The 26,666-nt window shown below is 68.1% G+C and carries 20 protein-coding genes, 3 tRNA genes and 2 pseudogenes; 5 read left to right on the forward strand and 20 right to left on the reverse strand.

All coding sequences use genetic code 11. From position 1 onward, the window contains the following. Positions 1–18: 18 nt before the first annotated feature. From zipA to Q0X16_RS08625, 4 genes are all read right to left on the reverse strand, one after another. The gene (gene zipA, locus Q0X16_RS08610; protein ID WP_297833212.1) at positions 19–732 is read right to left on the reverse strand and encodes a cell division protein ZipA; all 714 of its coding nucleotides are present in this window, start codon (positions 730–732) and stop codon (positions 19–21) included. Between the two features lie 46 nt (positions 733–778). Next, the gene (gene smc, locus Q0X16_RS08615) at positions 779–4,300 is read right to left on the reverse strand and encodes a chromosome segregation protein SMC (protein ID WP_297833213.1); all 3,522 of its coding nucleotides are present in this window, start codon (positions 4,298–4,300) and stop codon (positions 779–781) included. A gap of 133 nt (positions 4,301–4,433) precedes the next feature. Beyond that, on the reverse strand, positions 4,434–4,685 hold the full coding sequence (locus tag Q0X16_RS08620; protein WP_297833259.1) for a BolA family protein: 252 nt from the start codon (positions 4,683–4,685) through the stop codon (positions 4,434–4,436). Positions 4,686–4,753: 68 nt separating this feature from the next. Then, positions 4,754–5,053 carry a YciI family protein gene (locus Q0X16_RS08625; RefSeq protein WP_297833214.1) on the reverse strand — a complete coding sequence of 100 codons (300 nt, stop codon included), beginning with the start codon at positions 5,051–5,053 and terminating at the stop codon, positions 4,754–4,756. Positions 5,054–5,456: 403 nt separating this feature from the next. Here Q0X16_RS08625 and Q0X16_RS08630 point away from each other — a divergent pair. From Q0X16_RS08630 to Q0X16_RS08645, 4 genes and pseudogenes are all read left to right on the forward strand, one after another. Next, positions 5,457–6,326 (forward strand): annotated as a pseudogene (locus Q0X16_RS08630) (ScpA family protein); the annotation flags it as partial. A gap of 175 nt (positions 6,327–6,501) precedes the next feature. Next, positions 6,502–7,053, forward strand: a pseudogene (gene scpB / locus Q0X16_RS08635) (SMC-Scp complex subunit ScpB); the annotation flags it as partial. A 148-nt stretch (positions 7,054–7,201) separates the two neighbouring features. Then, positions 7,202–8,734, forward strand: a complete 1,533-nt coding sequence (locus tag Q0X16_RS08640) for a pseudouridine synthase (RefSeq protein WP_297833216.1) — start codon at positions 7,202–7,204, stop codon at positions 8,732–8,734. 61 nt (positions 8,735–8,795) lie between these two features. Then, positions 8,796–9,215 carry a hypothetical protein gene (locus Q0X16_RS08645; RefSeq protein WP_297833217.1) on the forward strand — a complete coding sequence of 140 codons (420 nt, stop codon included), beginning with the start codon at positions 8,796–8,798 and terminating at the stop codon, positions 9,213–9,215. Positions 9,216–9,369: 154 nt separating this feature from the next. On the opposite strand, the gene tpx is transcribed toward Q0X16_RS08645, so the two are convergent. Beyond that, the gene (gene tpx, locus Q0X16_RS08650; RefSeq protein WP_297833218.1) at positions 9,370–9,870 is read right to left on the reverse strand and encodes a thiol peroxidase; all 501 of its coding nucleotides are present in this window, start codon (positions 9,868–9,870) and stop codon (positions 9,370–9,372) included. A 221-nt stretch (positions 9,871–10,091) separates the two neighbouring features. On the opposite strand from tpx, the gene Q0X16_RS08655 reads away from it, so the two are divergent. Next, entirely contained in the window at positions 10,092–11,909 is a 1,818-nt protein-coding gene (locus tag Q0X16_RS08655; RefSeq protein ID WP_297833219.1) for a DUF885 domain-containing protein, read from the forward strand. A gap of 250 nt (positions 11,910–12,159) precedes the next feature. Here Q0X16_RS08655 and Q0X16_RS08660 read toward each other — a convergent pair whose 3' ends face one another. The 15 genes from Q0X16_RS08660 to Q0X16_RS08730 form a co-directional block, all read right to left on the reverse strand. Next, positions 12,160–13,770 (reverse strand): hypothetical protein, encoded by a 1,611-nt coding sequence (locus tag Q0X16_RS08660; protein ID WP_297833220.1) that lies wholly within the window; start codon positions 13,768–13,770, stop codon positions 12,160–12,162. Between the two features lie 80 nt (positions 13,771–13,850). Further along, positions 13,851–14,282 carry a hypothetical protein gene (locus Q0X16_RS08665; RefSeq protein WP_297833221.1) on the reverse strand — a complete coding sequence of 144 codons (432 nt, stop codon included), beginning with the start codon at positions 14,280–14,282 and terminating at the stop codon, positions 13,851–13,853. Positions 14,283–14,356: 74 nt separating this feature from the next. Beyond that, the gene (cysN, locus tag Q0X16_RS08670) at positions 14,357–16,252 is read right to left on the reverse strand and encodes a sulfate adenylyltransferase subunit CysN (RefSeq protein ID WP_297833222.1); all 1,896 of its coding nucleotides are present in this window, start codon (positions 16,250–16,252) and stop codon (positions 14,357–14,359) included. Further along, positions 16,252–17,157 (reverse strand): sulfate adenylyltransferase subunit CysD, encoded by a 906-nt coding sequence (cysD, locus tag Q0X16_RS08675; RefSeq protein WP_297833223.1) that lies wholly within the window; start codon positions 17,155–17,157, stop codon positions 16,252–16,254. The genes cysN and cysD overlap by 1 nt, the downstream gene beginning before the upstream one ends. 36 nt (positions 17,158–17,193) lie before the next feature. Further along, positions 17,194–18,834, reverse strand: a complete 1,641-nt coding sequence (locus tag Q0X16_RS08680) for an FMN-binding glutamate synthase family protein (protein ID WP_297833224.1) — start codon at positions 18,832–18,834, stop codon at positions 17,194–17,196. Between the two features lie 26 nt (positions 18,835–18,860). Further along, positions 18,861–18,947 (reverse strand) — tRNA-Leu (locus tag Q0X16_RS08685). 226 nt (positions 18,948–19,173) lie between these two features. Beyond that, positions 19,174–19,247: transfer RNA gene (locus Q0X16_RS08690), tRNA-Cys, on the reverse strand. Positions 19,248–19,339: 92 nt separating this feature from the next. Then, positions 19,340–19,415 (reverse strand) — tRNA-Gly (locus Q0X16_RS08695). A gap of 23 nt (positions 19,416–19,438) precedes the next feature. Further along, positions 19,439–20,023, reverse strand: coding sequence for a CDP-diacylglycerol--glycerol-3-phosphate 3-phosphatidyltransferase (gene pgsA / locus Q0X16_RS08700; protein WP_297833225.1), 585 nt, complete (start codon positions 20,021–20,023; stop codon positions 19,439–19,441). Between the two features lie 91 nt (positions 20,024–20,114). Beyond that, positions 20,115–21,968: an excinuclease ABC subunit UvrC gene (gene uvrC / locus Q0X16_RS08705; protein WP_297833226.1), complete on the reverse strand. Its 1,854-nt coding sequence runs from the start codon at positions 21,966–21,968 to the stop codon at positions 20,115–20,117. 11 nt (positions 21,969–21,979) lie between these two features. After that, a complete protein-coding gene (locus tag Q0X16_RS08710) occupies positions 21,980–22,459 on the reverse strand; it encodes a low molecular weight protein-tyrosine-phosphatase (RefSeq protein ID WP_297833227.1) in 480 nt (159 codons plus the stop codon). Beyond that, the gene (gene kdsB, locus Q0X16_RS08715) at positions 22,456–23,232 is read right to left on the reverse strand and encodes a 3-deoxy-manno-octulosonate cytidylyltransferase (protein WP_297833228.1); all 777 of its coding nucleotides are present in this window, start codon (positions 23,230–23,232) and stop codon (positions 22,456–22,458) included. Before kdsB ends, Q0X16_RS08710 begins: the two co-directional genes overlap by 4 nt. Positions 23,233–23,429: 197 nt before the next feature. Next, positions 23,430–24,470, reverse strand: coding sequence for a tetraacyldisaccharide 4'-kinase (gene lpxK, locus Q0X16_RS08720; RefSeq protein WP_297833229.1), 1,041 nt, complete (start codon positions 24,468–24,470; stop codon positions 23,430–23,432). Then, a complete protein-coding gene (gene msbA, locus Q0X16_RS08725) occupies positions 24,467–26,221 on the reverse strand; it encodes a lipid A export permease/ATP-binding protein MsbA (RefSeq protein WP_297833230.1) in 1,755 nt (584 codons plus the stop codon). Before msbA ends, lpxK begins: the two co-directional genes overlap by 4 nt. Then, positions 26,218–26,655 carry a biopolymer transporter ExbD gene (locus Q0X16_RS08730; protein ID WP_297833231.1) on the reverse strand — a complete coding sequence of 146 codons (438 nt, stop codon included), beginning with the start codon at positions 26,653–26,655 and terminating at the stop codon, positions 26,218–26,220. Before Q0X16_RS08730 ends, msbA begins: the two co-directional genes overlap by 4 nt. Between the last annotated feature and the right edge of the window lie 11 nt (positions 26,656–26,666).

Here is a 26,666-nt window from a genome sequence, read left to right on the forward strand (position 1 = left end):
GTCCCGGCAGCATGCGGCTCACCAGCGCGTCGGCTTGCCCAGCGGCGGTACGGCGTGCTGGCGGTCGTAGCCTCGCAGTTCCTCGCGGATGTGCTGGATGCGCTGGCGACCGAGCGCATTGCGCTCCTGGTCGAGCACCACGCCATCGAGCAGGCCGGCCATGCGCTGCGCCGCCGGCTCCATGGTTTCCCAGGCATCCAGTGCCGCGACCGGTGCCGGCAGGGTGAGGAAGAACGCCAGCGCCGGGGTTTGCAGATCGGCGATCGCGGCCATGTCGAAACTGCCGGGCTTGATGATGTTGGCCACGCTGAAGATCGGGCCGGCGTCCGGCCGGCCGTCGACCAGGCGGTGGTAGACGCCCATGTAGCCATAGGTCAGTCCGGCCTTTTCCGCGGCGACCACGATGTCGGGACCGTGCAGGAGGTTGCCGGGCTTGGCGGCGACGTAGAGCGCGATGATCTTGTCGTAATCCTCGTTCGGGCGCTTGCCCGGTTCTTCCGCACGCGGGGCCTCGGGCAGGGGCAGTTCGCCCTGCGCCGCCGGCGCCTTGCCCCAGCTGTCGGCCAGTTGTTCGCCCAGCGACGGTTCCTTCCGATCATCGCCGCCTTGCGCGTCGCGCGGCCCGCGCAAGTCGCGCGCGCCTTTCTGGCTGCGCCCGAAATAGATGATGGCGCCCAGCAGCAGCGCCATCGCCACCGCGATGCCGATGCGCAGCAGGGTCAGGTCCGACATCGCGAAGTCTCCTTGGTGTTCGGCAGCAGGAATAAAGAAGCGCGCCTCACACGGCGCCGGCCAGACGTGCGGCTTCGGCCAGGTCCACGGAGACCAGTCGCGAGACGCCCGGCTCGCGCATGGTGACGCCCGAAAGCTGGTGGGCGGCTTCCATGGTGGCCTTGTTGTGGGTCACGAACAGGAACTGTACCGCTTCGCTCATCTCCGTGACCATCGTCGTGAAACGGCCGACGTTGGCTTCGTCCAGCGGCGCATCGACCTCGTCGAGCAGGCAGAACGGCGCCGGGTTGAGCCGGAAGATCGAGAACACCAGCGCCACCGCGGTCATCGCCTTTTCGCCGCCGGACAGCAGCGAGATGTTGGACACGCGCTTGCCGGGCGGCCGCGCCATGATCGTCACGCCGGTGTCGAGCAGGTCCTCGCCGGTCAGCTCCAGATAGGCATGGCCGCCGCCGAACAGGCGCGGATAGAGCTCCTGGATGCCGGCGTTGACGCGATCGAAGGTGTCCTTGAAGCGGCTGCGGGTTTCGCGATCGATCTTGCGGATCGCCTCTTCCAGCGTCTCCAGTGCGGAGGTCAGGTCGGCATTCTGGGCGTCCAGATACTCCTTGCGCTTGGCCGCTTCGGCATGCTCGGCAATCGCCGCGAGATTGACCGGTTCCAGCCGCCGCAGTTTGCCGTCGAGTTCCTGCACCGCCTGCTCCCAGCGGGTGGCGTCAGCCTCTTCCGGCAGTTGTTCGAGCAATGTCTCGATGACGAAACCGCCGGCGACGATCGCCTCGCTGAACTGCGCCGCCTTCAGCTCCAGCGCCTGCTGTTCCAGCCGGCGAATGCCGATCGCTTCGCGCTGCTCCAGCGCGAGGGCGTCGCATTGCTGACGCTGCTGTTCCTGACCGCGCAACTCGGCGTCGATCTCCTCCAGTCCGGCGCGGGCCTGCGCCAGCGCCTGGTCGGCCTGTACCCGCGCGTCCAGCGCGGATTGGCGTTCGCCTTCCAGCGTGCCGGCCTGGGCGCCGCCGTCGGCAAGCTGGCTGGCCAGATCCTGCAGCCGCGTGCCCAACTGGCCGCGCTGGCCGTCCATGCGCTGCAGGGCCTGCACCAGCGCCCCCATCTGCGCGCGCTGGGTTTCCAGTGCCAGCGAGAGCGCATAGGCGGCCTCGCGCGACTGGCGCGCGGCTTCGCGCGCGGCTTCCCGCTCGGCGGCCACGCCTTCGCGCTCCTGCTCAAGCGCCATCCGCGCCGACTCCAGTTCGGCCATGCGGCCAACCGCTTCCTCAAGCCGCTCGCGTGCCTGCCCGACTGCCGTGCGTTGATCCTGCAAGCCGGCTTCAATCTGGGCCTGCTCGGCCTCGATGCGTTCGATCCGGGCGCGGGCGCCGTCGAGCCGTCCCTGCGCGCCCTGCAGCCGGCCGGAAGTTTCCGACAGGTTCCGGTGGGCGAGGTAGAGCTGCCGCTGCGCGTCCTCGCGCTGCTGTTCGGCCTCGCGCAGCGCATCGCGCTGGCGCGTCAATTCGGCGTCGAGTTCGGTCTCGCGGCGGGCATCGGCCTCGATCGCCTCGCGCAGGGAATGGATGTCCTTTTCGCGCAGCAGCACCCCCTGCCGCGAGGCGTCCGCACGCGCCACCTGCGCCCAGCCGGCGCCGAGGCATTCGCCGGCGCGGGTGATGACGCTTTCGCCCGCCGGCAGGCTTTGCAGCAGCGTCCGCGCCTGCGCGAGGTCGTCGGCCGCATGCACCCTGGCCAGGCGCCGACGGATCACGTCCGGACCGCGCACGCGGGCCGCCAGCGAGGTGTCCGGATATTGCTGCCCGGATGCGGCGGCATCGGCCACCAGGGCCACCCGGCCCTCGCCCAGCTCGGCGAGCGATTCCACCAACGCGCTATCGAATACGCCATCGGCCGCGTCCACCAGCGCCGCCTCGATCCACTGCCCGAGCGCGGTTTCCACGGCGGTTTCCCAGCCCGAATCGACTTCCAGGCACTCGCCCACGCGCGCGGCGGAGCCCAGACCGTGTGCCTGCAGCCAACGCGCACCGGCGCCGGCTTCCTGCCCGAGCGCGGCCGCCTGCAATGTCTCCAGCGACGCCAGCCGACCGCGCGCCGTCTGCATCCGCTTGCGCAGCTCGGCCTGCTCGCCCTGCAGCTCGCGCTGGCGTTCCTGCACCTGCGCGCTGGCCGCACGGCCGGCATCGACCCGCGCGGTCAGTTCCTGCACCGCGGTCTTGCCGGTTTCGCAGCCGGCCGCCAGTTCGTTCAGGGCGGCAGTCAACGCTTCCAGATCGAGGCCGGCCCGCTCCTCGCCCAGCTGCCGGGCGCGGCGATCGGCATCGAGGATCTGGCGGTCGAGGTGTTCGATCCGGGTGCGCTCGACATCCGCGGCCTTGGCCGATTCGGCCTGCTCGCGCGCGTGCGCGTCGCGCCGCTGCTGCCAGTCGGCCAGCCGGGTTTCGGTCTCGCGCAGTGCCTGCTGGCGAACACGGTCGTCTTCCTGCAGTCCCTCAAGCCGCGGGCTGGCTTCCTCCACCGCGGCGCGTAGCGCCTCCAGCCGCGCGCTGTCGGAGGCGATCTGCCCGCCCAGTTCGTCCAGCGCGCTGCCGGCCTCGTCGCGGGCGCGCTGCAGGCGGGTCGCCAGCTCGCGCTGGTGGGCGATTTGCTGCTCGATCCGCGCCAGCGATCCGCTGGCTTCGTAGACGGCGGCCTGCGCCTGATTGAGCGTTTCGCTGGCGGCTTCGCGCCGCACCCGGCCGGATTCCAGCGCGCTCTCTGCGCGGCGCTGGCCCGAAATCAATTCCTCCAGCCGGGTCTCATCGCGCAGCAGTCCGGCGCGCAGCGCCTGCAGCTGGGCGTCCAGCGCGCGGTATTCCAACGCCCGCCACTGCGCGTCCTTCTCCTTGCGCGTGGCCTGCAGCGCGGTGTACTGCTCGGCCTGCCGGGCCTGCCGCGACAGGTGCTGCAACTGCTTGTCCACCTCGTCGCGCAGGTCGGTCAGGCGGTCGAGGTTCTCGCGGGTGTGACGGATGCGGTTCTCGGTCTCGCGCCGGCGCTCCTTGTACTTGGAGATGCCGGCCGCCTCCTCCAGATAGACGCGCAGTTCTTCCGGGCGCGCATCGATCACCTGGGAGATCATCCCCTGCTCGATGATCGAATAGCTGCGCGGGCCCAGCCCGGTGCCGAGGAACAGGTCGGTGATGTCGCGCCGCCGGCATTTGCCGCCGTTGAGGGAGTAGCTGCTCTGGCCGTCGCGCCCGACCGTGCGCTTGACCGAGATTTCGTTGAACGCGGCGTACTCGCCGGTGATGGTGTGGTCGGAATTGTCGAAGATGAGTTCGACGCTGGCCTGCGAGACCGGCTTGCGCGCGCTGCTGCCGGAGAAGATCACGTCGGTGAGCGAATCGCCGCGCAGCCGGCTGGCGGCTGACTCGCCCATCACCCAGCGGATCGCGTCGATGATGTTGGACTTGCCGCAGCCGTTGGGCCCCACGATGCCGGTCATGTTGGTCGGCAGGTGCAGCGTGGTCGGGTCGACGAAGGACTTGAAGCCGGACAGCTTGATGGTGGACAGGCGCATGCGCGTCGGCGAACCTCGGCGGCGCAGAGGCGCGCCACTTGATTAATTGGTTTAAATTGACCCTCTAAATTATTGTTATATCTAGAGGAAACTCTTCGGAACTCGAATACCGATGCACCCAGTATAACGGCGCTCAGGCGGCCTCGGCGGGCGTTCGCGCACGGATCGACAAGGCATGGATGTCGGTTTGCAGCATCTCGCCCAACGCGGCGTAGACGAGGCGGTGGCGCGCCGCCGGGAATTTTCCGGCAAACGCGGCGCTGACGATATCAACGCCGAAATGCCCCTGCCCGTGGCGACTGCCGGCGTGGCCGGCGTGCTTGTGGCTGTCGTCGGTAATCGTGAGCGACTGCGGCGACAACGCCGCCTCCAGCAGTTCGCGCATGCGCGCGATCCGCGCCGGGTTCAGGCGCGGAATGTCGGCCTCGGTCCAGCCGTGTTCCCCGGCCACCGTCACGGCAGCGACAGCCGGAATGGACGCACCTCGACCCGCGCATACACACCGGCGGCCACATAGGGGTCGGCGTCGGCCCAGGCGCGCGCCTCGTCCAGCGACGGGAACCGGGCAATGACAATGCTGCCGGTGAACCCCGCCGGTCCCGGATCCTCGGCATCGATCGCCGGACACGGACCCGCCAGCAGCAGGCGACCTTCGTCACGCAGCGCGATCAGCCGCGCCAGATGCGCCGGACGGACGGCCTGCCGGCTGGCGAGGACGTCGGCGCCGTCGAACCCTTCGATTGCGTACCACATCGGATGTCGCTCCCCATGTTTTCGATGTGGCGATTCTAGGGCGTGTCCGATCCACGCCGCTTATTCGCTCCAAACCGGACGTGCTCGCCATGCGGCTCTGGCAGGCAGGCGTGCCCGAGTTCCAGCCGCAGGCCACGTTCAGCCAGCCAGTCAGTCAGTGGACAGTCCCGGCGCGAAGCCTTAACCTAGCCCTTCGTTTCCGGCCCGATCCTGCGGCCCGCGCGACGTCCGGCGCCCCACGCCGCACCGCGCCCGTCGATCCGGTCGTGTTCCGCCACCCGTCCCGATGTCGCCCAATCCGGGCGCACGCGCGCAGGCATGGCGGGCTTGCAACAGGCGCAACGTGACACCCCGGCCGCCCGCGGCCATTTCGACGAGCGTGGCCCGGAGGGGCCGCCCACCGATGACAGTTGAAACCCGCAGCGGCAATCTGGCCGCCGCCATCAGCGCAGGCAATCCGCCTCCACAGCAGCAGGAAATGCCGCTGGCGGTGGTGCTCGGCCAGCCGGTGGTGGAGATCCCGAAGGATCTCTACATCCCTCCGGATGCGCTGGAAATCATCCTCGAGGCTTTCGAAGGGCCGCTCGACCTGCTGCTGTACCTGATCCGCCGGCAGAATCTCGACATCCTCGACATCCCGGTCGCCGAGATCACCCGCCAGTACGTCGATTACATCCAGGCCATGCACGAACTGCGTTTCGAGCTGGCCGCCGAGTATCTGGTGATGGCCGCGATCCTGGCCGAGATCAAGTCGCGCATGCTGTTGCCGCGCCCGCCCAGCGAGGAAGGGCTGGAGGAGGACCCGCGCGCCGACCTCGTGCGCCGGCTGCAGGAATACGAGCGCTACCGCAAGGCGGCCGAGGATATCGACACCCTGCCCCGCCAGGAGCGCGACACGGTGGCGGTGTCCGCCTTCGTCCCGGATCGCGCGGTGGTGCGCCTGCCGCCGCAGGTGGACATCCGGGAAATGCTGCTGGCCCTGCACGAGGTGCTGCAGCGCGCGGAGCTCTATACCCAGCACGCCATCCGCCGCGATCCACTGAGCGTGCGCCAGCGCATGGGCGAGTTGCTGGAACGGCTGTCCGACGGCGTCTTCCACCGCTTCGAATCCCTGTTCGCGGCCGAGGAAGGACGGCTGGGCGTCGTGGTGACCTTCCTCGGCCTGCTGACCCTGGCCAAGGAACAACTGATCGACGTCGTCCAGGAACAACTACCCGACGATGGCCCCGCCCATGCGCTGGCGCCGATCTACGTGAAGTCGCTCGCCGCGGGGGAAGCCGCGCCGGCGATGGACACGCTGTCCAGTGAATTCGACGACGACGCGGTCGCCGGGACCTGAGCCCTTCGACCTTCATCCCTTGCATCCTCGCGCCCCGACCCGACCTGCAATGCAGCCCTCCGAAACCACACGCGCCCTTGCCCCCACCCAGGACGACATGCCCGCGCCCATGGACCAGCAACTCGTCACCCGGATCGTCGAGGCCGCCCTGCTTGCGGCCGCGCAGCCGTTGACCGCGGTACAGCTCCACGGCCTGTTCCCGCTCGACGAACCCGCGCCCGAAGGCAGCGTGGAAGCCGCGCTGCAGGCGCTGTCCGAAGGCTGCGCCGGGCGCGGCATCGAACTGGTGGAAGTCGCCTCCGGCTGGCGCTTCCAGGTGCAAGCCGACGTCCACGCCTGGGTCGCACGGCTGTGGACAGAACGCCAGACCAAGTACAGCCGCGCCACCCTGGAAGTGCTGGCGCTGATCGCCTACCGGCAGCCGATCACCCGCGGCGAGATCGAGCAGATCCGCGGCGTGGCGACCAACAGCAACATCATCCGGGCGCTGGAAGAGCGCGACTGGATCCGCGTCGTCGGCCATCGCGACGTCCCCGGCAAGCCCGAGCTTCTCGCCACCACCAAGGCCTTCCTCGACTACTTCGGCCTGAAACGGCTGGACCAACTGCCGCCGCTGTCCGAACTCAAGGATTTCGGCGAACTGGAACCGCAGCTGCCGATCGCGGGCATCGCAGTGGAAGCAGGATCAGAGCCGACTTCCGCCCCCGAAACCAGCGAATCGAATCCGTCGTCTTCGGAAGACGACTCCGACCCCACTCCCTTCCCACAACCAAGAGACGACGCGGACGCCGCATCGTCGGAGCAGATTGATGAGCACTGATACCCCGCGCCGCCCGCTGAGCCTCAAGCGCGCCGCCAGCGAAACCACCGCCGCCGCCACGCACATCAGCGAACGCCTGCACAAGGTGCTGGCGCAGGCCGGCCTCGGCTCGCGCCGCGCGCTCGAGCAGCGCATCGCCGACGGCCTGGTCAAGGTCAACGGCGAGACCGCGCAGACCGGCATGAGCATCGGCGGCGGCGACAAGATCGAGATCGACGGCCGCACCTTCGTCGCCAGCGCGCTGACCGACCCACCGCGGGTGCTGATGTACAACAAGCCCGAGGGCGAGGTGACCACCCGCGAGGATCCCGAAGGGCGCCCGACCATCTTCGATGCACTGCCGTCGCTGCGCGGCGCGCGCTGGATCGCGATCGGCCGCCTCGACATCAACACCACCGGTCTGCTGCTGCTCACCACCGACGGCGAACTGGCCAACGCGATGATGCATCCCAGCCACGAGGTCGAGCGCGAATACGTCTGCCGCGTGCGCGCGCCGGAAGGCGAGGAGAACGTCAGCGACAAGCTGGTCGATCGCCTCGCCCGCGGCGTGGCGCTCGAGGACGGGCCGGCGAAGTTCGACGAAATCGAACGCATCGGCGGCGCCCACATGCCGGAAGAGAGCCGGCACAACTGGTTCCGGGTCCTGCTGAAGGAGGGCCGCAACCGCGAGGTGCGCCGGCTGTGGGAATCGCAGGGCTGCCAGGTCTCGCGCCTGAAGCGGATCCGCTACGGCCAGGTGCGGCTGCCGCAGCCGCTGCTGCGCGGCCACTCGCAGGAGCTGCCGCAGGACGAAGTCGATGCCCTGCGCAAGTCGCTCGGGCTGGAAGACAGCACGCCGTCCGCGCTGACCCTGATGCCGGTGCTCGGTCAGCGCAAGGCCGGCAAGACCGTCGTCACCGGCAATGCGCGCGGCCACGGCTACATCGGCGGGCACAACACCGCCGACGAGGGGCGCGAGCTGCGCCTCTTCGACAACGTGCGCGAGGACCGCGGTCGCCGTGGTGGCCGCAAGCCGTCCGGCGGCTTGACCGTCAGCGGCGAACAGGCCGCCAACCAGGCCAACAAGCGGCTGAAGGTCAAGGGTCCGCGCCAGCCCGGGCAGCGCATGAAGCCGGGCGAACGCCGCGACTCCGGCAACCCCGCCGCGATGCGCACCTGGTTCGTGCCCGATGGCGTCGATACCGGCCCCAGCGGTCACCGCAATCCCGGCGGGCGCGGTCCGAAGAACTTCAAACCCCGCGCTCAAGGCGCAGCCGCCGGCGATGCGCGCCCGGCGCGTCCGCCACGCCCCTACGGCCACCCCGGCAATGCCCCGTACTTCCCCTCCGATCACGCGCACGGCGATAACACCCGTCCCGGCAACCCGCGCGGCCCTCGGCCCGGTAGCGGCCAGCGCCCTGGCGGTCCGCGTCCGGGAGGCGCTCGCCCCGGGGGGCAACGCCCTGGCGGTCCGCGGCCCGGAGGCGCGCCGCGCCCGGGTGGGCGCAGTGGCCCGCGAGGACCGCGCGGCGGCTCGCGATAATCGCTAGAGTCACGGCAACGCGGAATCACCCGGCAACGCCTCAACCCCAGGAGCCCCGTACATGACCGCATCCCTGTTGCTCGCCCTGCTGCTGACGGCCCCGCAAACCGCACCTGCAAACGCGCAAGCGTCGACGGCGTCCGCCGCCGCCGCACCCACGATGGAGTACGCCGAGGCCAAGCGGCGTTCCGACGCCGACGAAGCCAGCGTCACCGGCCCGGCGCACGAGGACATGACCCAACGCCAGAGCGACCTGCTGGATGCCGGAATCGCGGCCTGCGCGCGCAGCGAACTGCGCGACGACTTCACTCCGTTCACGGTCGTGATGCAGCTGGACGCCACCGGCAAGGTCCAGCAAACCTGGCGCCAGGGCGGTTCACCGCTGGCGATCTGCCTGCAACGCTACGTGCGCGACAAGACCGTCTTCACGCCCCCCAAGGCGCCGTTCTTCAACTCGATCGAAGTCAGTTTCATGAAGTGAGCCCGGCTCGAAGGCCGGACGTGATTTCCGATCCTTCTTGACGAACAAGGCCCGCATTGCTGCGGGCCTTGTCGCGTGCGTCGCCGGCGGTTTCCGTTCTTCGGGTCACGCGGCTTCCGATCGACGATCGCCAATGCGGCGAAAGTCCCCGGCTTCAGCCCAGCGCCGCCAGCGCCGCCGCGTAATCCGGTTCCTGGGCGACTTCGGGAACCATCTGCGCGTGCAGGACCTTGTTGTTCTCGTCGAGAACGATCACGGCGCGCGCCGCGAGTCCGGCCAACGGGCCGGTTTCCATCGCCACGCCATAGTCCTTCAGGAATTGACGTCCGCGCATCATCGACAACATGGTGACGTTCTGGATGCCCTCGGCGCCGCAGAAACGTCCCTGCGCAAACGGCAGGTCGGCGGAGATGCACAGCACCGCGGCGTTCTTCAGGTTGGCGGCATCCTGGTTGAAGTGCCGGACCGAGGCCGCGCACACGCCGGTGTCGATGCTCGGGAAGATGTTGAGGACCTTGCGCTTGCCGGCGAAATCCTGCAGGCCCTTTTCGCTCAGGTCGCCCGCAACCAGCTGGAACGCGGGCGCCTGCTGGCCGACCTGCGGCAGGCTGCCGCCGACCTGGACCGGATTGCCGTGGAAGGTGACGCTGGACATGGGTGATGCTCCTGTGGGGTTGACCGCGCGAATGGTAGGTCGTTCGGCGTGATGGTGGCGTTGCCGCCCCCACGCTGCCAGGGTGACGTCAGGTGCGCCAGCACCCTGGAGCCGGTAGAAGACCCGGCATGCATTCTCAAGGCTCGGCCGCACAACTCAGCCATTGCGTCCCCAATGGCGAGCCCCTAGTCTCGGCAGGGCATTCCCGCCGAGCTGCCCGCATGCTGCACAACCACGCCGTCCGTGCCTTCGTTCTCGCCGCCTGCGTTGCCGGCACACTCGCCGGATGCCAGCAGACTGCCCCCACCGCGCCGGTTGCCGGCAACCTGCCGGCCGCAGCCACCACAGCCAATGACGATGCCGCGCTCGACAAGGCGGTCGAGGCCTTCATCGACGGCTACTTCCAGCGCAACCCGGTATTCGCCGCCAACGCCGGCAAGCACGAGTACGACGGCAAGCTGCCCGACTACAGCCCGGCCGCGATGCAGGTGAACGCCGCCTGGATGCACGCCCAGCGCGACATCTTCGCGGCCTTCCCCGATGCCCGGCTCGACACCCAAGGCCGCTTCCACCGCGACTACGTGCTGGCGGTGATCGACGGCTATCTGTTCTGGCTCGAGGATTCCGGCTTCGCACACGACAACCCGGCCTTCTACACCGGCGACCTCTCGCCCAGCATGTACCTGACCCGCCCCTACGCGCCGCTGGCACAGCGCATGGAGGCGTTCATCCGCTATCAGGAAGCGCTGCCGAAAGCGATCGCGCAGATCAAGGCCAACTTCAAGCTGCCGCTGCCGGCCACTTACATCGACCTCGGCGTCGATTCCTTCGCCGGCTACGCCAGCTTCTTCGAAAGCGACGTGCCGACGATCTTTTCGGAAGTGAAGGACGAAGCGCTGCAGGCAAGGCTCAAGGCCAGCAATGCCGCGGCGATCAAGGCCACCCGCGACATGGCCGACTGGCTGCGGGCGCAGAAACCGCACGCCACCCAGGACTTCGCGCTCGGCCCCGAGCGCTTCGCGCGCATGCTGCATGCGACCGAGCGGGTGGACCTCCCGCTCGACCAGCTCGAAGCGGCGGCCGACGCCGATCTGGCGCGCAACCTCGCCGCGCTGCAGTCGGCCTGCACCCTGTTCGCCCCGGGCAAGAGCCTGCAGCAGTGCGTGGCGAAGGTGAACGCGGACAAACCACAAGGCGGCGCGGTCGAAGGCGCGCGGGCACAACTCGCGGGCCTGCGCCAGTTCATCCTCGACAAGGACATCGTCAGCATTCCCGGCACCGAGCAGGCCAGGGTCGAGGAAGCACCGCCGTTCAACCGCTGGAATTTCGCCTACATCGAGATCCCCGGCCCGTACGAGAAGAACCTGCCCTCGGTCTACTACATCGCCCCGCCCGACCCGACCTGGCCCAAGGTCGAGCAGGACGCCTACGTGCCCGGCAAGTCGGTTCTGCTGTTCACTTCCGCGCACGAAGTCTGGCCGGGCCACTTCCTGCAGTTCCTGCATTCGAACCGTTCGTCCTGGAAGTTCGGGCAGTTGTTCGTCGGCTATGCCTTCGCCGAGGGTTGGGCGCACTACTGCGAGGAAATGATGCTCAACGTCGGCCTCGGTGGCGCCACGCCGGAAACCCACATCGGCCAGCTCAGCGAGGCCCTGCTGCGCGACGTCCGCTTCGTTTCCGCCATCCGCCTTCACACCGGAAAAATGAGCGTCGCCGAGTCCGAACAGATGTTCAGGGACAAGGCTTTCCAGGACCCCGGCAACGCCCGCCAGCAAGCCGCGCGCGGCACCTACGACCCGGCCTACCTCAACTACACCATGGGCAAGCTGATGATCATGCAGCTGCGCGAGGACTGGGTCGCCGCGCATCCCGGTCCGCATGCGCTGAAGGCCTTCCACGACCAGTTCCTGAGCTACGGCGGCCCGCCGATCCCTCTGGTGCGCGCGCAGATGCTCGGCGGCGCGCCGGAGGCGAAGCTGTGGCACCTGCCAGGGCCGGTGCCGCCCGGACAAGACAACCGGACGACCACCGGGGACTGAGTGTCCGCGCAACGGGAGGGTCGAGCAACACGCTGGCGTAGCAGTGTCCCTTGTAGAGGGCGAACTCATCCATCGTCAGACGCGTCGGTTGCCCATGCGGCAATGCATCCACCTGCGCCGCCAATCGCCGTTGATCCAGTTGGACGTTTGCTCGACACAAACGTCTTCACCCGGATCTAACGCTCCTTTTTGATGCCGTTTCCCGGACTTCCGTGAAGAACCTTGGTTTCAGCTCCATCCTTGAAATGGCTCAGGGGGCCTGGTCAGAGCCCCCAGGCGGCAACGCCTTGCTTCCGTCGCTCAAGGTCCATTCCGACTGCGACCAGTCGCGGAGCAACTGGCCCGGCTCCACATAATCTGCCGGGCACGTCTTGCATTGGGCGAGCGCCGGATAGGCGTCCTCAATGGCATTCATGGAGCCGCCAAGCTCCCGGAACCTCCACGCCTGCTGGAACCTGTCGCGCACGTTGTCGACGGTGTATTCGTCGGGATTCAGGTCCGCGACGTAATTTCCGATCTTGTAGGCCGACCGGGATTGTGGAGGGTCGATGCCTCCGTAGGAAGTGTATTCCGCGTAATAACCGCCAGCGGTCTGGATGGGCCAGGGGACGCCCAGCAGGGCGGCCACGAACCCGTACATGATGTCATTGCCGACGTGCTGCGGGAGGCAGTGGCCGAACAGGCTCATCGTCCCGCCGCCCGGGCCGGGCAGATCGGCGCAGGCACCGGTCGGGCACAGCCATTGCGAATCGTCGCCGGCGGCGGCTCCGGGTTTGTGTACGGGGCGCACGCGCTCATCGATGGAACCACCGTTTCGTGACAGGAATCCGGCACCATCCCACGCCCCCTTTTCCGAATCCGGCAGCGCTTCGATGCGTGCGCGCACACGATTGAGGGCTGCGACGTAGGCTGCGGTCATATCGGGGCCGCAATAGCACGGGATTTCTGCATTGGAGGGGTTGGTGCTCGACAGAATGCTGAGGTAAACCTCACGCTCGTGATCGTCCAAGTCGGAGGCATCGACGATCGATGGCTCGAGTTCGACGTCGTGGATGATGCGTTGGCCATCGGTGCCGTCGCCGGCTTCGAGGAGCACCAGCGCGCCGGGGAATGCGTCGGCCGGCGGTATGTCCGGTGGTTGCGGTTGCGGAGGACCGGAGTTCCGGTTCCGCGCGGCGAGCAGGCCGCCGAGTGCAAGCGCGATGCCCGGGGTGTCGTGTCGGCGGGAATCATCGGGGCGCCGCTCGTCCTGCGGCGGGCGATCGTTGCCACGGTCGTCCTCGACTTCATCCCCCAGATACCGCTCTTCAGGGGGCCGGTCCTGTTGTATCCGATCGTCATCGCGCTGCACCGGGGAGGCGGCATCGTCACGACGGGCATTGCTGCGGGTGGCACCGTCCACGGCCAAGGCCAATGCCAGCATTCCCACACGGCGACCCGGGCTGCTGCGATCATCGCGGCCGCGCTGCGGCCGGTCGCCGATGGCGTCGCCGTAGCGAAGGATGGAGACCCGCAGCCTGGGTAGATGTGGGACCGCGATTTGCACGCGATCCCCCGGGCGCAAACTCACGCTGCGGTAGAAATCGATTCGTGGCGACCGGCGCGAGAGCACGATGATCGCCTCATCTGCGCCCACGTTGCGTAACCTGACCGCGGCAATCGCGGGGCGCGAACCCGCAGCGGCTGCGTTGGCCGGGGACGGTACCTGTGCCTCTGGGTGGGCGGAGGCTTGTCCGTTACCGGCGGCAAGGCCAGGCGCGGTCAGAAACAGCAGGCAGGCGCCGAACAGGCCGGATGCGAAATGCATGACGAACCTCCCCATCGCGGGATGCACGCAATACGCCTTGATCGTCAATATCACGACATGGATGGGGAGTCAAATTGCCCGCAGGCATAAGATCGGCAGTCTGGATCACGATCGAATTTCGAGCCCGCCAGAGATCATGACGGTGTTCTTGAAACCACTGCGGCATCACCAAATCGCCCTTGCGGATGGTGGGGAATAACGGATCCAGCCCCACCTTCCTGACTGTCGCGCGCAAATCCCCTACGCGACGATACCCGTCCACCCCGCCGTCCCGAATTTTTCGCGGCAAAGATCGCACTGTGCACGGCCACCGCGAAGGCCTCGGGATCGACCCCGTACATCTGCGTCTGCGGCGGCACCCCGGCGATGCCGACGGCGGTCAGCATGTCCAGACTCACGTTCGCCGGCAGTCCGACCAGCGCGGCGTTGACCGCATCCAGCGCGCTGTCGGGTTCGAGGAAGAAATCACCGCTGACGGCGACCGCACGCAGCACGCCGTCGACGATGGCGACGTCGGCCACCACCAGCTTGCCGGCCGGCATCTTGTATTCGCCGTGTCCGCGCATGGGGGCATTCAAGGCCGAGGCGCGCGCCGTGCTTGACCCCGGACAAGCCCGCGGCGGTCGGGTTTCGGGGTGGGCTACGTCGCGTTGTGGTAGCCCAACGCGGCCAGCACGCGATCGGCCAAAGTGGCGGCGTCGGCTTCTTGGGTGCCCAGGCGCAATTCCGGCGCCTCCGGAACTTCGTAAGGCGAATCGATCCCGGTGAAGTTGGCCAGTTCGCCGCGGCGCGCCTTGGCGTAAAGCCCCTTGACATCGCGGCGCTCGGCATCGGCCAGTGGGGTGTCGACGTAGACCTCCAGGAATTCGCCCGGCTCGAACAGCGCCCGCGCCATCGCCCGTTCGGCGCGGAACGGACTGATGAAGCTGACCAGCACGATCAGGCCGGCGTCGGTCATCAGTTTCGCCACTTCGGCAACGCGCCGGATGTTCTCGACGCGATCCTCGTCGGTGAAGCCCAGGTCCTTGTTGAGGCCGTGACGGACGTTGTCGCCGTCGAGCAGGTAGGTGTGCTTGCCCAGCGCCAGCAGTTTCTTTTCGACGAGGTTGGCGATCGTCGATTTGCCGGCGCCGGACAGGCCGGTGAACCACAGGCAGCGCGGCTGCTGGTGCTTGATCGCGGCGCGTTCGCCCTTGTCGATGTCGAGGTGCTGCCAGTGGATGTTGCCGGCGCGGCGCAGCGCGAATTCCAGCGTGCCGGCGGCGACCGTGGCATTGCTCTGGCGGTCGATCAGGATGAAACCGCCGAGCGCGCGGCTGTCGGCGTAGGACTCGAACGGAATCGGCTGGTCGAGGTGCAGATTGCACAGCCCGACTTCGTTGAGTTCGAGGTGCTTGGCCGCCAGCTCTTCCTGGGTGTTGACGTCGACCTTGTGCTTGATCTCGGTGACCGACGCGCCGATGGTGCGGGTGCCCAGCTTGAGCAGGTACGGCCGTCCCGGCAGCAGGCGCTCGTCGCCCATCCACAGGACGTGGGCGGCGAACTGGTCGGCGACTTCCAGCGGGCTGGACGCCAGCGCGATCACGTCGCCGCGACTGGCGTCGATTTCATCGGTCAGGGTCAGGGTGACGGCCTGCCCGGTCGTCGCCTGTTCGAGATCGCCGTCGGCGGTGACGATCCGCGCCACGTGCGAGCGCCGGCCCGAGGGCTGCACCACGATCTCGTCGCCGGAAGCCACGGCTCCGGACACCACGGTTCCCGCGAAGCCGCGGAAATTCTGGTTGGGTCGGCACACCCACTGCACCGGCATGCGGAACGCGGATTCGGTGTCGTGGCGATCGACCGGCACCGTTTCCAGCAGTTCCAGCAGCGTGGGGCCGGCGTACCACGGGGTGCGCTGCGAACGCGCGATCATGTTGTCGCCCTGCAGCGCCGACAGCGGCAGGCAATCGACGTGGGCGATGCCCAGGTGCGCGGCCAGCGCGCGGTACTGGCCCGCGATGGCGTCGAACACCGCCTGATCGAAATCGACCAGATCCATCTTGTTGACCGCCAGGATCACCCGGTCGATGCCCAGCAGCTTGACGATGTAGCTGTGGCGGCGGGTCTGGGTGAGCAGGCCCTTGCGGGCGTCGACCAGCACCACGGCCACGTCGGCGGTCGAGGCGCCGGTGGCCATGTTGCGGGTGTACTGCTCGTGGCCGGGGCAGTCGGCGACGATGAACTTGCGGCGTTCGGTGCCGAAGAAGCGGTAGGCGACGTCGATGGTGATGCCCTGCTCGCGTTCGGCGGCCAGGCCATCGACCAGCAGCGCGAAGTCGATCTCGCCGTTCTGGGTGCCGAAGCGCCGGCTGTCGGCCTCCAGCGCGCTGACCTGATCGTCCAGCAGCAGCTTGGTGTCGTGCAGCAGCCGCCCGATCAGGGTGCTCTTGCCGTCGTCCACGCTGCCGCAGGTGATGAAGCGCAGCAGGCCCTTGGTTTCGTGCTGCTGCAGATAGGCCGCAACCGCGGTCTCGGCGCTCGTCGCGGCATTCATCAGAAATACCCCTCCTGCTTCTTCTTCTCCATCGAGGCGGTGGGATCGTGGTCGATCACCCGCCCCTGGCGCTCGGAGGTGGTGGCGATGAGCATTTCGGCGATGATCTTTTCGAGGGTGTCGGCGTCCGATTCGATCGCGCCGGTCAGCGGATAGCAGCCCAGCGTGCGGAAGCGCACCTGCTTCATCATCGGCGTTTCGCCGGGATGCAGCGGCAGGCGGTCGTCGTCGACCATGATCAGCGCGCCGTCGCGCTCGACCACCGGCCGCTCCTTGGCCAGGTACAGCGAGGGCACTTCGATCTTCTCGCGGAAGATGTACAGCCAGATGTCGAGCTCGGTCCAGTTCGACAGCGGGAAGGCGCGCACCGACTCGCCCTTGTGGATGCGGGCGTTGTACAGGTTCCACAGCTCCGGCCGCTGGTGCTTCGGGTCCCAGCGGTGCTGGGCGTTGCGGAAGCTGAAGATGCGTTCCTTGGCGCGCGACTTTTCCTCGTCGCGGCGGGCGCCGCCGATGGCGGCATCGAAACCGTACTTGTCCAGCGCCTGCTTGAGCGCCTGGGTTTTCATCACGTCGGTATGGACGGTGGCGCCGTGGGTGATCGGGTTGATCCCGCGCGCCAGCCCGTCGGGATTGGTGTAGACGTGCAGCGTGACGCCGGTTTCGGCGGCGCGGCGGTCGCGGAAGGCGATCATCTCGCGGAACTTCCACGTGGTGTCCACGTGCAGCAGCGGAATCGGCGGCCTGGCCGGATGAAACGCCTTGAGCAGCAGGTGCAGCAGCACCGAGCTGTCCTTGCCCACCGAATACAGCAGCACCGGATTGCTGAACTCGGCGGCGACCTCCCGCATGATGTGGATGCTTTCGGCTTCGAGCTGGTCGAGGTGGGACAGTCCGTTGTTCAAGTCGCGCGCCGTCGTGATCACAAACGAGGGATTTTATCAGGTTGTCTTGCTTGTCCGCAGGCGCAGCAGCCGCTCCGGAGCGGCGAAAGTGTCGCTGCGCGATTCCTCCCAGTAATCGCGGAACACGGCGTGACGGGGAATGCGCCCCTCCAGAAGTTCGCCCGGCTCGAGGAAGCGATACAGCGCCGCGAACGAGCGCACCTCGGTATTGGAAACGCGGCGCAGGATGTGCTCGGGGCCCAGTTCGTCGGGATGGCTCAGGCCCGCGGCGCACAGCAGGTCGCGCAGCGCGCGCAGGGTGTTGTCGTGGTACTCGGCGACGCGGGTGGTCTTGTCGGGTACGTCGAGGTGCTTCCAGCGGCTCGGATCCTGGGTCGCGATTCCGGTCGGACAGCGATTGGTATGGCAGCTCAGCGACTGGATGCATCCCAGCGAGAACATGAAACCGCGCGCGGCGTTGCACCAGTCGGCCCCCAACGCCATGGTGCGGGCGATGTCGAACGCGCTGACCACCTTGCCGGCTGCGCCGACCTTGATGCGGTCGCGCAGGCCCAGTCCGACCAGGGTGTTGTGCACCAGCAGCAATCCTTCGTGCATCGGCACGCCGACGTGATCGACGAACTCGGCCGGCGCCGCGCCGGTGCCGCCTTCGGCACCATCGACCACGATGAAATCCGGCAACAGTTCCGGACGCGATGCCGCACTCTCCTGCATGGCCTTGGCGATCCCGAACCATTCCCACGGATGTCCGATCGCCAGCTTGAAGCCGGTCGGCTTGCCGCCGGATTTCTCGCGCAGGCGAGCGACGAACTCCAGCAGGCCCAGCGGGGTCGAGAACGCCGAATGCTTCGCCGGCGACACGCAGTCCTGCCCCATCGGCACGTCGCGCGTCGCGGCGATCTCGGGACTGAGCTTGGCCGCCGGAAGCACCCCGCCGTGGCCCGGCTTGGCGCCCTGCGAGAGCTTGATCTCGATCATCTTCACCTGCGGGTCGTTGGCCTGCTCGGTGAAGCGCGCCTCGTTGAAACTGCCGTCGTGGTTGCGGCAACCGAAGTAGCCCGAGCCCAGCTCCCACACCAGGTCGCCGCCGTTCTCGCGGTGGTAGGGCGAGATCGAGCCTTCGCCGGTATCGTGATAGAAGTTGCCGCGCCTGGCGCCGCCGTTGAGGGCGCGAATCGCCGCCGCCGACAGCGCACCGAAGCTCATCGCGGAAATGTTGAACACGCTGGCCGAATACGGTTGCTTCGATCCGGCGCCGATCGTGATCCGGAAATCGTGATCGGCCACTTCGGCCGGCGCCATCGAATGGTTGATCCATTCGTAATCGGTGCCGTAGACATTGCGCAGCGTGCCGAACGGCCGCACGTCGTTGACGGCCTTGGCGCGCTGGTAGACCAGGGCGCGCTGCTCGCGCGAGAACGGCACCTTGTCGGTGTCGGCCTGGATGAAGTACTGCCGGATCTCCGGGCCGATGGTCTCCAGCCCGTAGCGGAAATTGGCCAGCAGCGGGTAATTGCGGCGCAGCGTGCTCTTGCGCTGGAGCATGTCGAACGTGCCCATCAGCGCCAGCCCGCCGAACACCGCCACGCCCCACCACGCCAGCGAAAACCGGAATGCCAGGGCCAGCATGACCAGGGCAAGGACGATGCTGGAGACGTAGGCGGTATAGCGGGACATGACGGCTCCTGCGCTGGTTTGACCATTGGTGCCCGGAGTGGGGATCGAACCCACATGGCCTTGCGGCCGAGGGATTTTAAGTCCCTTGCGTCTACCAGTTTCGCCACCCGGGCCCGTTGCCGAAGCTTAACGCGAAGGTGGCTTGCTTGGCCTGTTATTCGTTGTTCGGGCGTTCGGTGTGGTGATGGCAGGGGACAATCGGCGGCATGGATGCCGCCGATTAGCCTACATGGACGTACTTGCGGCGTGTCCCCTGCCATCATCACACCGAACGCACGCGCGCATGATTTTCACGGCCGCCGCAAACGAAGAGGCCCCGCAATTGCGGGGCCTTTGGTTTGGAGGCCGAGGTCGGAATTGAACCGGCGTACGCGGATTTGCAGTCCGCTGCATGACCACTCTGCCACCCGGCCGGTGGACTACATCGCGCGCATTCTTTCATACGTCATTGCGTCGCGCGATCCAAAAACAACGAAGCCCCGCGGACGGGGCTTCATCGTGGATATGGAGCGGGAAACGAGACTCGAACTCGCGACCCCGACCTTGGCAAGGTCGTGCTCTACCAACTGAGCTATTCCCGCGTTGAGCCGCGTATTTTACGGGATCACCTGCCGCTGTCAACAGATTGCGGCGGATCGTCGCGCAACGCCGGCCACGCGGCGCGCAGGTACTCGAAGCCCGACCACAGGGTCAGCAGCGCCGCCGCGGCCAGCAGCCATTCGCCGATCAGGAACACCGGGATGCCCCACAGCGGGTCGCGGTAGAGCAGGAAGCCCAGCGCGACCATCTGCACCGCGGTCTTGACCTTGCCGATCATTGCCACCGAGACCTTGGCATGCTGACCGATTTCGGCCATCCACTCGCGCAGGGCCGACACCGCGATCTCGCGGCCGATGATGACGCTGGCCCACAGCGCCATCCACACGGTGTGATGGTGCTGGACGGTGACGACCAGCGCCGTGGTGACCATGAGCTTGTCGGCCACCGGGTCGAGGAACGCCCCGAAGCGCGAGGACAGACGGTAGCGACGGGCGATCCAGCCGTCCAGCCAGTCGGTGAGTGAAGCCAGGACGAAGACCGCGGTGGCAAGGGGGTTGGACCAGCGACCGCCGAGGTAATAGACGGCGACCAGCACAGGGATCAGGGCGATCCGGCCGAGCGTCAGCCAGGTGGGGAGGGTCACGGTCATCCGGGTATTCTAAGTCAACGTCGAACCGGCCTTGGGTCGCCATCATCGCGAAGACCTCGACCAACCATCCCGGCGGAGATCGAGAGACAGGCTATCGAGGCGTCGCCTCGCCCATCCCGTGCAGGTGCTCCCAGATCCGCTGCGCCAGCGCGCTGTTGACGCCTTCGACACGGGCGATCTCGTCGACCGCCGCCGCCTTCAGGCCCGGCAGTCCGCCGAAGTGGCGCAGCAGCGCGGCGCGACGGCGCGGCCCGATGCCGGGGATGTCCTCGAGACGGCTGGTGACGCGGGCCTTCAAGCGCCGCTGCCGGTGTCCGGTGATGGCGAAGCGATGCGCTTCATCGCGCACCTGCTGGACCAGCTGCAGCGCCGGCGAGGCCGGCCCCGGCTCCACTTCGCGCCCGTCCGGAAGCAACAGGGTTTCCGCGCCCGGCTTGCGCTCCGGCCCCTTGGCCACGCCGACCAGCGCCACCCCGTCGACGCTGGCTTCCAGCAACACCGCACGCGCCTGCGCCACCTGCCCCGCCCCGCCGTCGATCAGCAGGACATCGGGCACCACCGCGTCCGGCGCGGCCTCGGCCACCGGACGGAAGCGCCGCTGCAGCGCCTGATGCATCGCCGCGTAGTCGTCGCCGGGCTGGATGCCGGTGATGTTGTAGCGCCGGTACTGCTTGCGCACCGGCCCTTGCGCATCGAACACAACGCAGGAAGCGACGGTGGCTTCGCCCAGGGTGTGGCTGATGTCGAAGCACTCGATCAGGTTGGGCAGCTCCGTCAGTCCGAGCAGATCGCGCAGCGCCTCGACCCGCGCCTGCTGGGCGCCGCTGCTGGTCACTTCCGCGGCCAGCGCCAGCGCGGCGTTGCGGCGAACCATGTCGAGCTTGGCCGCGCGTTCGCCGCGCACGCTGGTGCGCAGCGCGACGCGGTGGCCGGCACGCTCGCCCAGCGCCCGTTCGATCAATTCGCGCTCGGGAATGTCGCGGTCGAGCACGATCTCGCCGGGCGCTGTGTGTTCGTTGTAGTACTGCGAAACGAAGGCGCCCAGCACTTCCCCGGCGCTGTCCTCGCCGTTGGTCCTGGGGAAGAACGCATGTGTGCCCAGGTTGCGGCCGGCGCGGAAGGCCAGCAGCAGCACGCAGGCCGAGCCGCCCTGCTGGGCCACCGCCAGCACGTCGAGATCGGCGCTGCGGCCGTCCATGGTCTGCCGCGATTGCAACTTTCGGATCGAGGCGATCATGTCGCGCAGTTGCGCGGCTTTCTCGAATTCCAGCGCATCGCTGGCCGCCTGCATCGACGCGGTCAGTTCGGCGCCCAGTTCGTCGCTGCGCCCTTCGAGGAACAGCTCGGCGCGGCGCACCGACTCCGCATAGGCGGCGGGATCGATCAGGTTCACGCAGGGCGCGCTGCAGCGACCGATCTGGTACTGCAGGCAGGGCCGGCTGCGATTCTTGAACACGCTGTTCTCGCAATTGCGCAGCCGGAACAGCTTGTGCATCAGATTGAGCGTCTCGCGCACCGAGGTGACGTTCGGATACGGTCCGAAATAGCGGCCGGGGATCGTGCGCGGCCCGCGGTGCAGGGTCAGCCGCGGGAACTCGTCGGCGGTGATCAGCACATAGGGGTAGCTCTTGTCGTCGCGCAGCATCACGTTGTAGCGCGGCTGCAGCGACTTGATCAGTTCGTTTTCCAGCACCAGCGCGTCGGCTTCGCTGCGGGTGACGGTGACCTCGATGCGCGCCACCTGTGCCAGCATCGCCATGATGCGGGTCGGCTTCGGGGCGGCGTTGAAATAGCTGCCGACACGGTTGCGCAGGGCGCGGGCCTTGCCGACGTACAGGACCGTGTCGGCGGCATCGATCATCCGGTACACGCCCGGCGCCAGCGGCAGTCCGGCGGCAAAGGCGTGGCCGTCGAAGGTGGCGGCGTCGGAGGCGCGCTTGCCCATGCGCGTGCCGGTCAGTGCCGGCCCTCGCTCAGGCGGGCGACGATGCCCGCGGCGGCGGCGTCGATCAGACGGAAGGCGCGCTCGAAATCGCGCGCGCTGCCATAGTAGGGATCGGGCACATCCTTGTTGCCCACGCCCGCCCAATCGAGCAGCAGTTCGACGTCGGCGTGGGCGGTGCGCGGTTTTCGCACCCGGGCTTCGTGCAGGATGGTGCGGTCGGCGCACAGGATCAGGTCGAATTCGTCGAAATCCTCGTACTGCAGCCGGCGCGCGCGCAGGCCGGCGATGTCGATGTCGTGGCGCTGCGCGCATTCGATCGCGCGCGGATCGGGCGCGCAGCCGACGTGGGAGTCGCCGGTGCCCACCGAGTCCACCCGCACCCGCTTGTCCAGCCCGGCGGCGGCCAGGCGCGCGCGCAGCACGCCCTCGGCGGTCGGGGAGCGGCAGATGTTGCCCAGGCACACCATCAGGATCGAAAACGGTCGCGTCATGCGGTTTCTTGCAGTTGCCCGTAAATGCGCTGCGCGCGCGTCAAGTCGGCTTCGGTATCGACGCCGGGCGGAAACGGCGAAGGCGCCAGTTCCACCGCGATCCGCCAGCCGGCTTCGAGCGCGCGCAGTTGTTCGAGGGATTCGAGCCGTTCCAGCCGGCCCGGCGGCAGGGCGGCAAACGCCCGCAGCGCCGCGACGCGGTAGCCGTAGATGCCGACATGCCGCAGCCACTGCCCTTCCGGCAGCACGCTGCGGTCATGGGCAAAGGCATCGCGCGGCCAGGGCACAGGAGCGCGGCTGAAATACAGCGCATCGCCGTTGCCCGCGCGAACGACCTTGACGGCGTTCGGATCGAGCAGGATTTCGACATCGGCAATCGGCGTGGCCAACGTGGCGATCCCCGCGCCGCTGTCGGCCAGGGTGCGCGCCACGCAGACGATGCCGTCCACCGGCGCGAAGGGCTCGTCGCCCTGCAGGTTGACGACGATGGCGTCATCGGCCCAACCGGCAATGCCGGCGCACTCGGCGAGGCGGTCGGTCCCCGAGGCATGGTCGGGCGAAGTCATCGCCACCTGCACCCCGCTGCCGGCCAGCGCATCGGCGATGCGCGCGTCGTCGGTCGCCACCCAGACCGCGCTGGCACCGGCCGCCAACGCCCGGCGGGCGACCTGCAGCACCATCGGCACGCCGCCGATCGGTCGCAGCGGCTTGCCGGGCAGCCGGGTCGAGGCGTGGCGCGCGGGGATGGCGACGATGAAGCCGGGCGTGGTCATGCGCCCATTATGGGGGAGCGCGCCGCGCGGGACGAATCTGTTGACATGTCGGGCTTCCTAGAGAGCGTTTTTTGACGCGGATTCACGCGGAAAAAGCGGATCGAGCAAAGCTTTTGTGCTTGAAACCGCACTTGATCCCGTTCGGGTTTTATCCGCGTAAATCCGCGAAAATCCGCGTCAAAAACGCTTCCCGAGCATCAGCCCCGCTCCGGTAGCCTGGCCAGCAAGGCATCCTTGAACGCGTCCGGCAATCGCGCCGAGACCGGCACCGCGTACCAGTCCGGCCGGGCGATCGCGCGACATTTCTCCGCGTCCTTTTCGGTCATCAACACCGGCAGGGCGCTGCCGAAATCGAAATCGTCCTGGACATAGGCGTGGTGGTCGGCGAACGCATGCGGAACAACGCCAATACCCAGCCCGCGCAGCATCGTGAAAAAGCGATCGGGTTCGCCGATCCCGGCCACGGCGTGGACGCGCTGGCCGGCAAATGCCGACAGCGGAACCCCGCGCCCGCCCACCAGCGGGCGAACCTCGCCGACCTCCAGCCACATGGGCCATTCCCGGCCCGCCCCCGTCGCACATCCAGCCGCCATGGTCGGATCGACGACCTCGGTGCCCTCGGGCTGGCCGAGGTTGAGCACCCGGAACGCGCAGTCGGCGGCGCGCTCGAGCGGTTCGCGCAGCGGTCCGGCCGGGAGCAGGCGCCCGTTGCCGTAGCGGCGCCGCACGTCCTGCACCTCGATTTCGACATCGCGGGCCAACCGGTAATGCTGGAGTCCGTCGTCGCAAACCACCACGTCGCAGCCAGCTGCCGCCAGCGCCTGCGCGGCCGCCACGCGATCGACGTCGACCCGCACCTTCGCGCCGGTGCGCAGCGCGATCAGCAGCGGTTCGTCGCCCACCAGGGCCGGCTCCGACCGCGCATCGACCCAGCCCGGCGTCTTCTCATCCGCACGCCCGTATCCGCGGCTGGCGACGCCGGGGGTGAAACCCGCGCGCTGCAGGTATTCCACCAGCGCAATGCTCAGCGGCGTCTTGCCGCTGCCGCCGGCCACCAGATTGCCGACCACGATCACCGGAACGCCCGGATGCGTGCGCTTGAGGAGGCCCTTGCGGTATCCGAACCGACGCGACGCCACGAGGATGCCGTACACCGGCGCCAGCAGCCTGGCCCAAAGCGGCGGTGCGTCTCCCTCGAACCACCAGCGCGGCGTTGTCGGCGCGCGCCGTCCGCTCACGCCCCGCCCTCCTGGAACTGCATGCGGTGCAGCTGCGCGTAGATGCCTCCCCGCGCCAGCAGCTGCGCGTGGGTGCCCCGCTCGACGATCCGCCCCTCGTCGAGCACGAGGATCTGGTCGGCGCGTTCCACGGTCGAGAGCCGGTGCGCAACCACCAGAGTGGTGCGGTCCGGCATCAATTGCGTGAGCGCTTCCTGGACCAGGCGTTCGGATGCGTTGTCGAGCGCCGCGGTCGCCTCGTCGAGAATCAGGATCGGCGCATCCTTGAGCACCGCGCGGGCGATCGCCAGCCGCTGGCGCTGGCCGCCGGACAGCGACCCGCCCTTGGGTCCGACCTGCGATTGCAGGCCCTGCGGCATGCGTTCGATGAACTCCATCGCATTGGCCGCCCGCACCGCCCTGTCCACCGCCGCCGGATCGGCGTCGCGCAGTTCGCCGTAGGCCACGTTCTCGGCCACGCTGCCGTCGAACAGCATGACCTGCTGGCCGACCATGGCGATCTGCCGGCGCAGATCGGCCAGCCGGTAGTCGGTCAGCGGATGGCCATCGAGCAGGATTGCACCGCCGGTGGGCTCGTAGAACCGGGGAATCAGCTTGACCAGGGTCGATTTGCCGCTGCCGGAGCGGCCGACCAGCGCCGTGACGGTGCCCGGACGCGCGGTGAAGCTGACGCCGTCCAGCGCCGGGCCCTCGCGGCCCTCGTAGTGCATCCGCACGTCGCGGAATTCGACCAGTCCCTCGCAGCGTTGCAGCGTGCGGGTGCCGGCATCCTCCTCGTCGGGCGCGTCGAGCACCGTGAACAGGCGCTCGGCCGAGGCGATGCCGCGATGGAGCATGCCCTGCACATTGGTGAGCTGCTTGAGCGCCGGGATGATCGCCATCATCGACATCATCAGCTGCACGAAGCCGCCCGCGCTCAGGCGCCCGGCCAGCGCCTCGCGCCCGGCCAGCAGCAGCAGCACGGCCAACCCGGTGGCGCCGGTGAGCTGCACGACCGCCGAAAACAGGCCGCGGGTTCCCTCGACGCGCAGGAACAGCTTGAGATTCTGGTTGGCCAGCGCGGTGTATCGCTCCATTTCCACCGCGCGGGCACCATAGACCTTGACCTCCTGCTGGCCGGTCAGGGCCTGGTCGGCGGCCAGCATCAGCTGGGCCGAGGTTTCCTGCACGCGATGGCCGTAGCGGCGGTAGCGTCGACCCACCCTGTCCATCATCCACGCCACCAGCGGGCCGAGCAGCAGCACCGCCACCGTCACGCGCCAGCTGGCGTAGAGCATCACCGCGATCATGGCCGCGGCCTGCAGGCTCTGCTGGACCATGACCTTGCCGGAATCGATCACCGCCTGCGCAAGCTGGTCGCTGTCCGAGCTCAACCGCACCAGCATCGACGGCACCGGCTCGGAGTCGAAGCGCAGCCCGGGCAGGCGCAGGTACTTGTCCATCGCCGTCACCCGCATGTCGCGGGCGATGCCGCGCGCCGCCTTGGCCATGTTCAGGTCGGTGACATAGCCGGCAGCGCCGCGGACGACGAAGATCGCGATGATCGCCAGCGGCAGCAGCAGGCTGAACTGCTGGTTCTTCAGCACGAAGGTTTCATCGACCATGGGCTTGGTCAGCCAGGCGAAGGCGCCGGCTGCGGCGGCTTCCACGATCATGCTCGCGGCCGCGATCAACAGCACGAGGCGGTAGTGCCGCGTCAGGCCGAGCAGGCGCCGGTACACCGCCCAGGCCGAACCCGAGCCGCCGCTCATCGCCTGTCGCCCTGCGCGGGCACCTGCGGCGCTGTGGCATTGGCGATCCGCCGGAACCCGAGCTGCGCCAGCGCCTCATAGGCGGTGACGACCGCCTGCCACGGCGTGCGGGCATCGGCGCGGATCAGCACCACGCGCTCGCGGTCGCTGCCGGCCACGTCCGCCAGCGCTTGCTTGAGCGAATCGAGATCGGTGCGCAGCACCTCGCGATCCCCGACGAAATAGCGCCCGTCGGCGTTGATCAGGATCCCCAGCGGCTGGTTGGCCGAGGTGGCCGGCTCGCCGCCGGCCTTGGGCAACTCGATCTTGAGCACCGAACGCGCATCGAAGGTGGTGGTGACGACGAAGAAGATCAGCAGGCACAGCACCACGTCGATCAACGGGATCAGGTTGATCTCGGGGCTGTCGTCTTCACGGTGGTCGGCGATTCGCACGCGTTGCGCCT

Source organism: Thermomonas sp., assembly GCF_025993755.1.
In the GTDB taxonomy this organism is placed as follows: domain Bacteria; phylum Pseudomonadota; class Gammaproteobacteria; order Xanthomonadales; family Xanthomonadaceae; genus Thermomonas.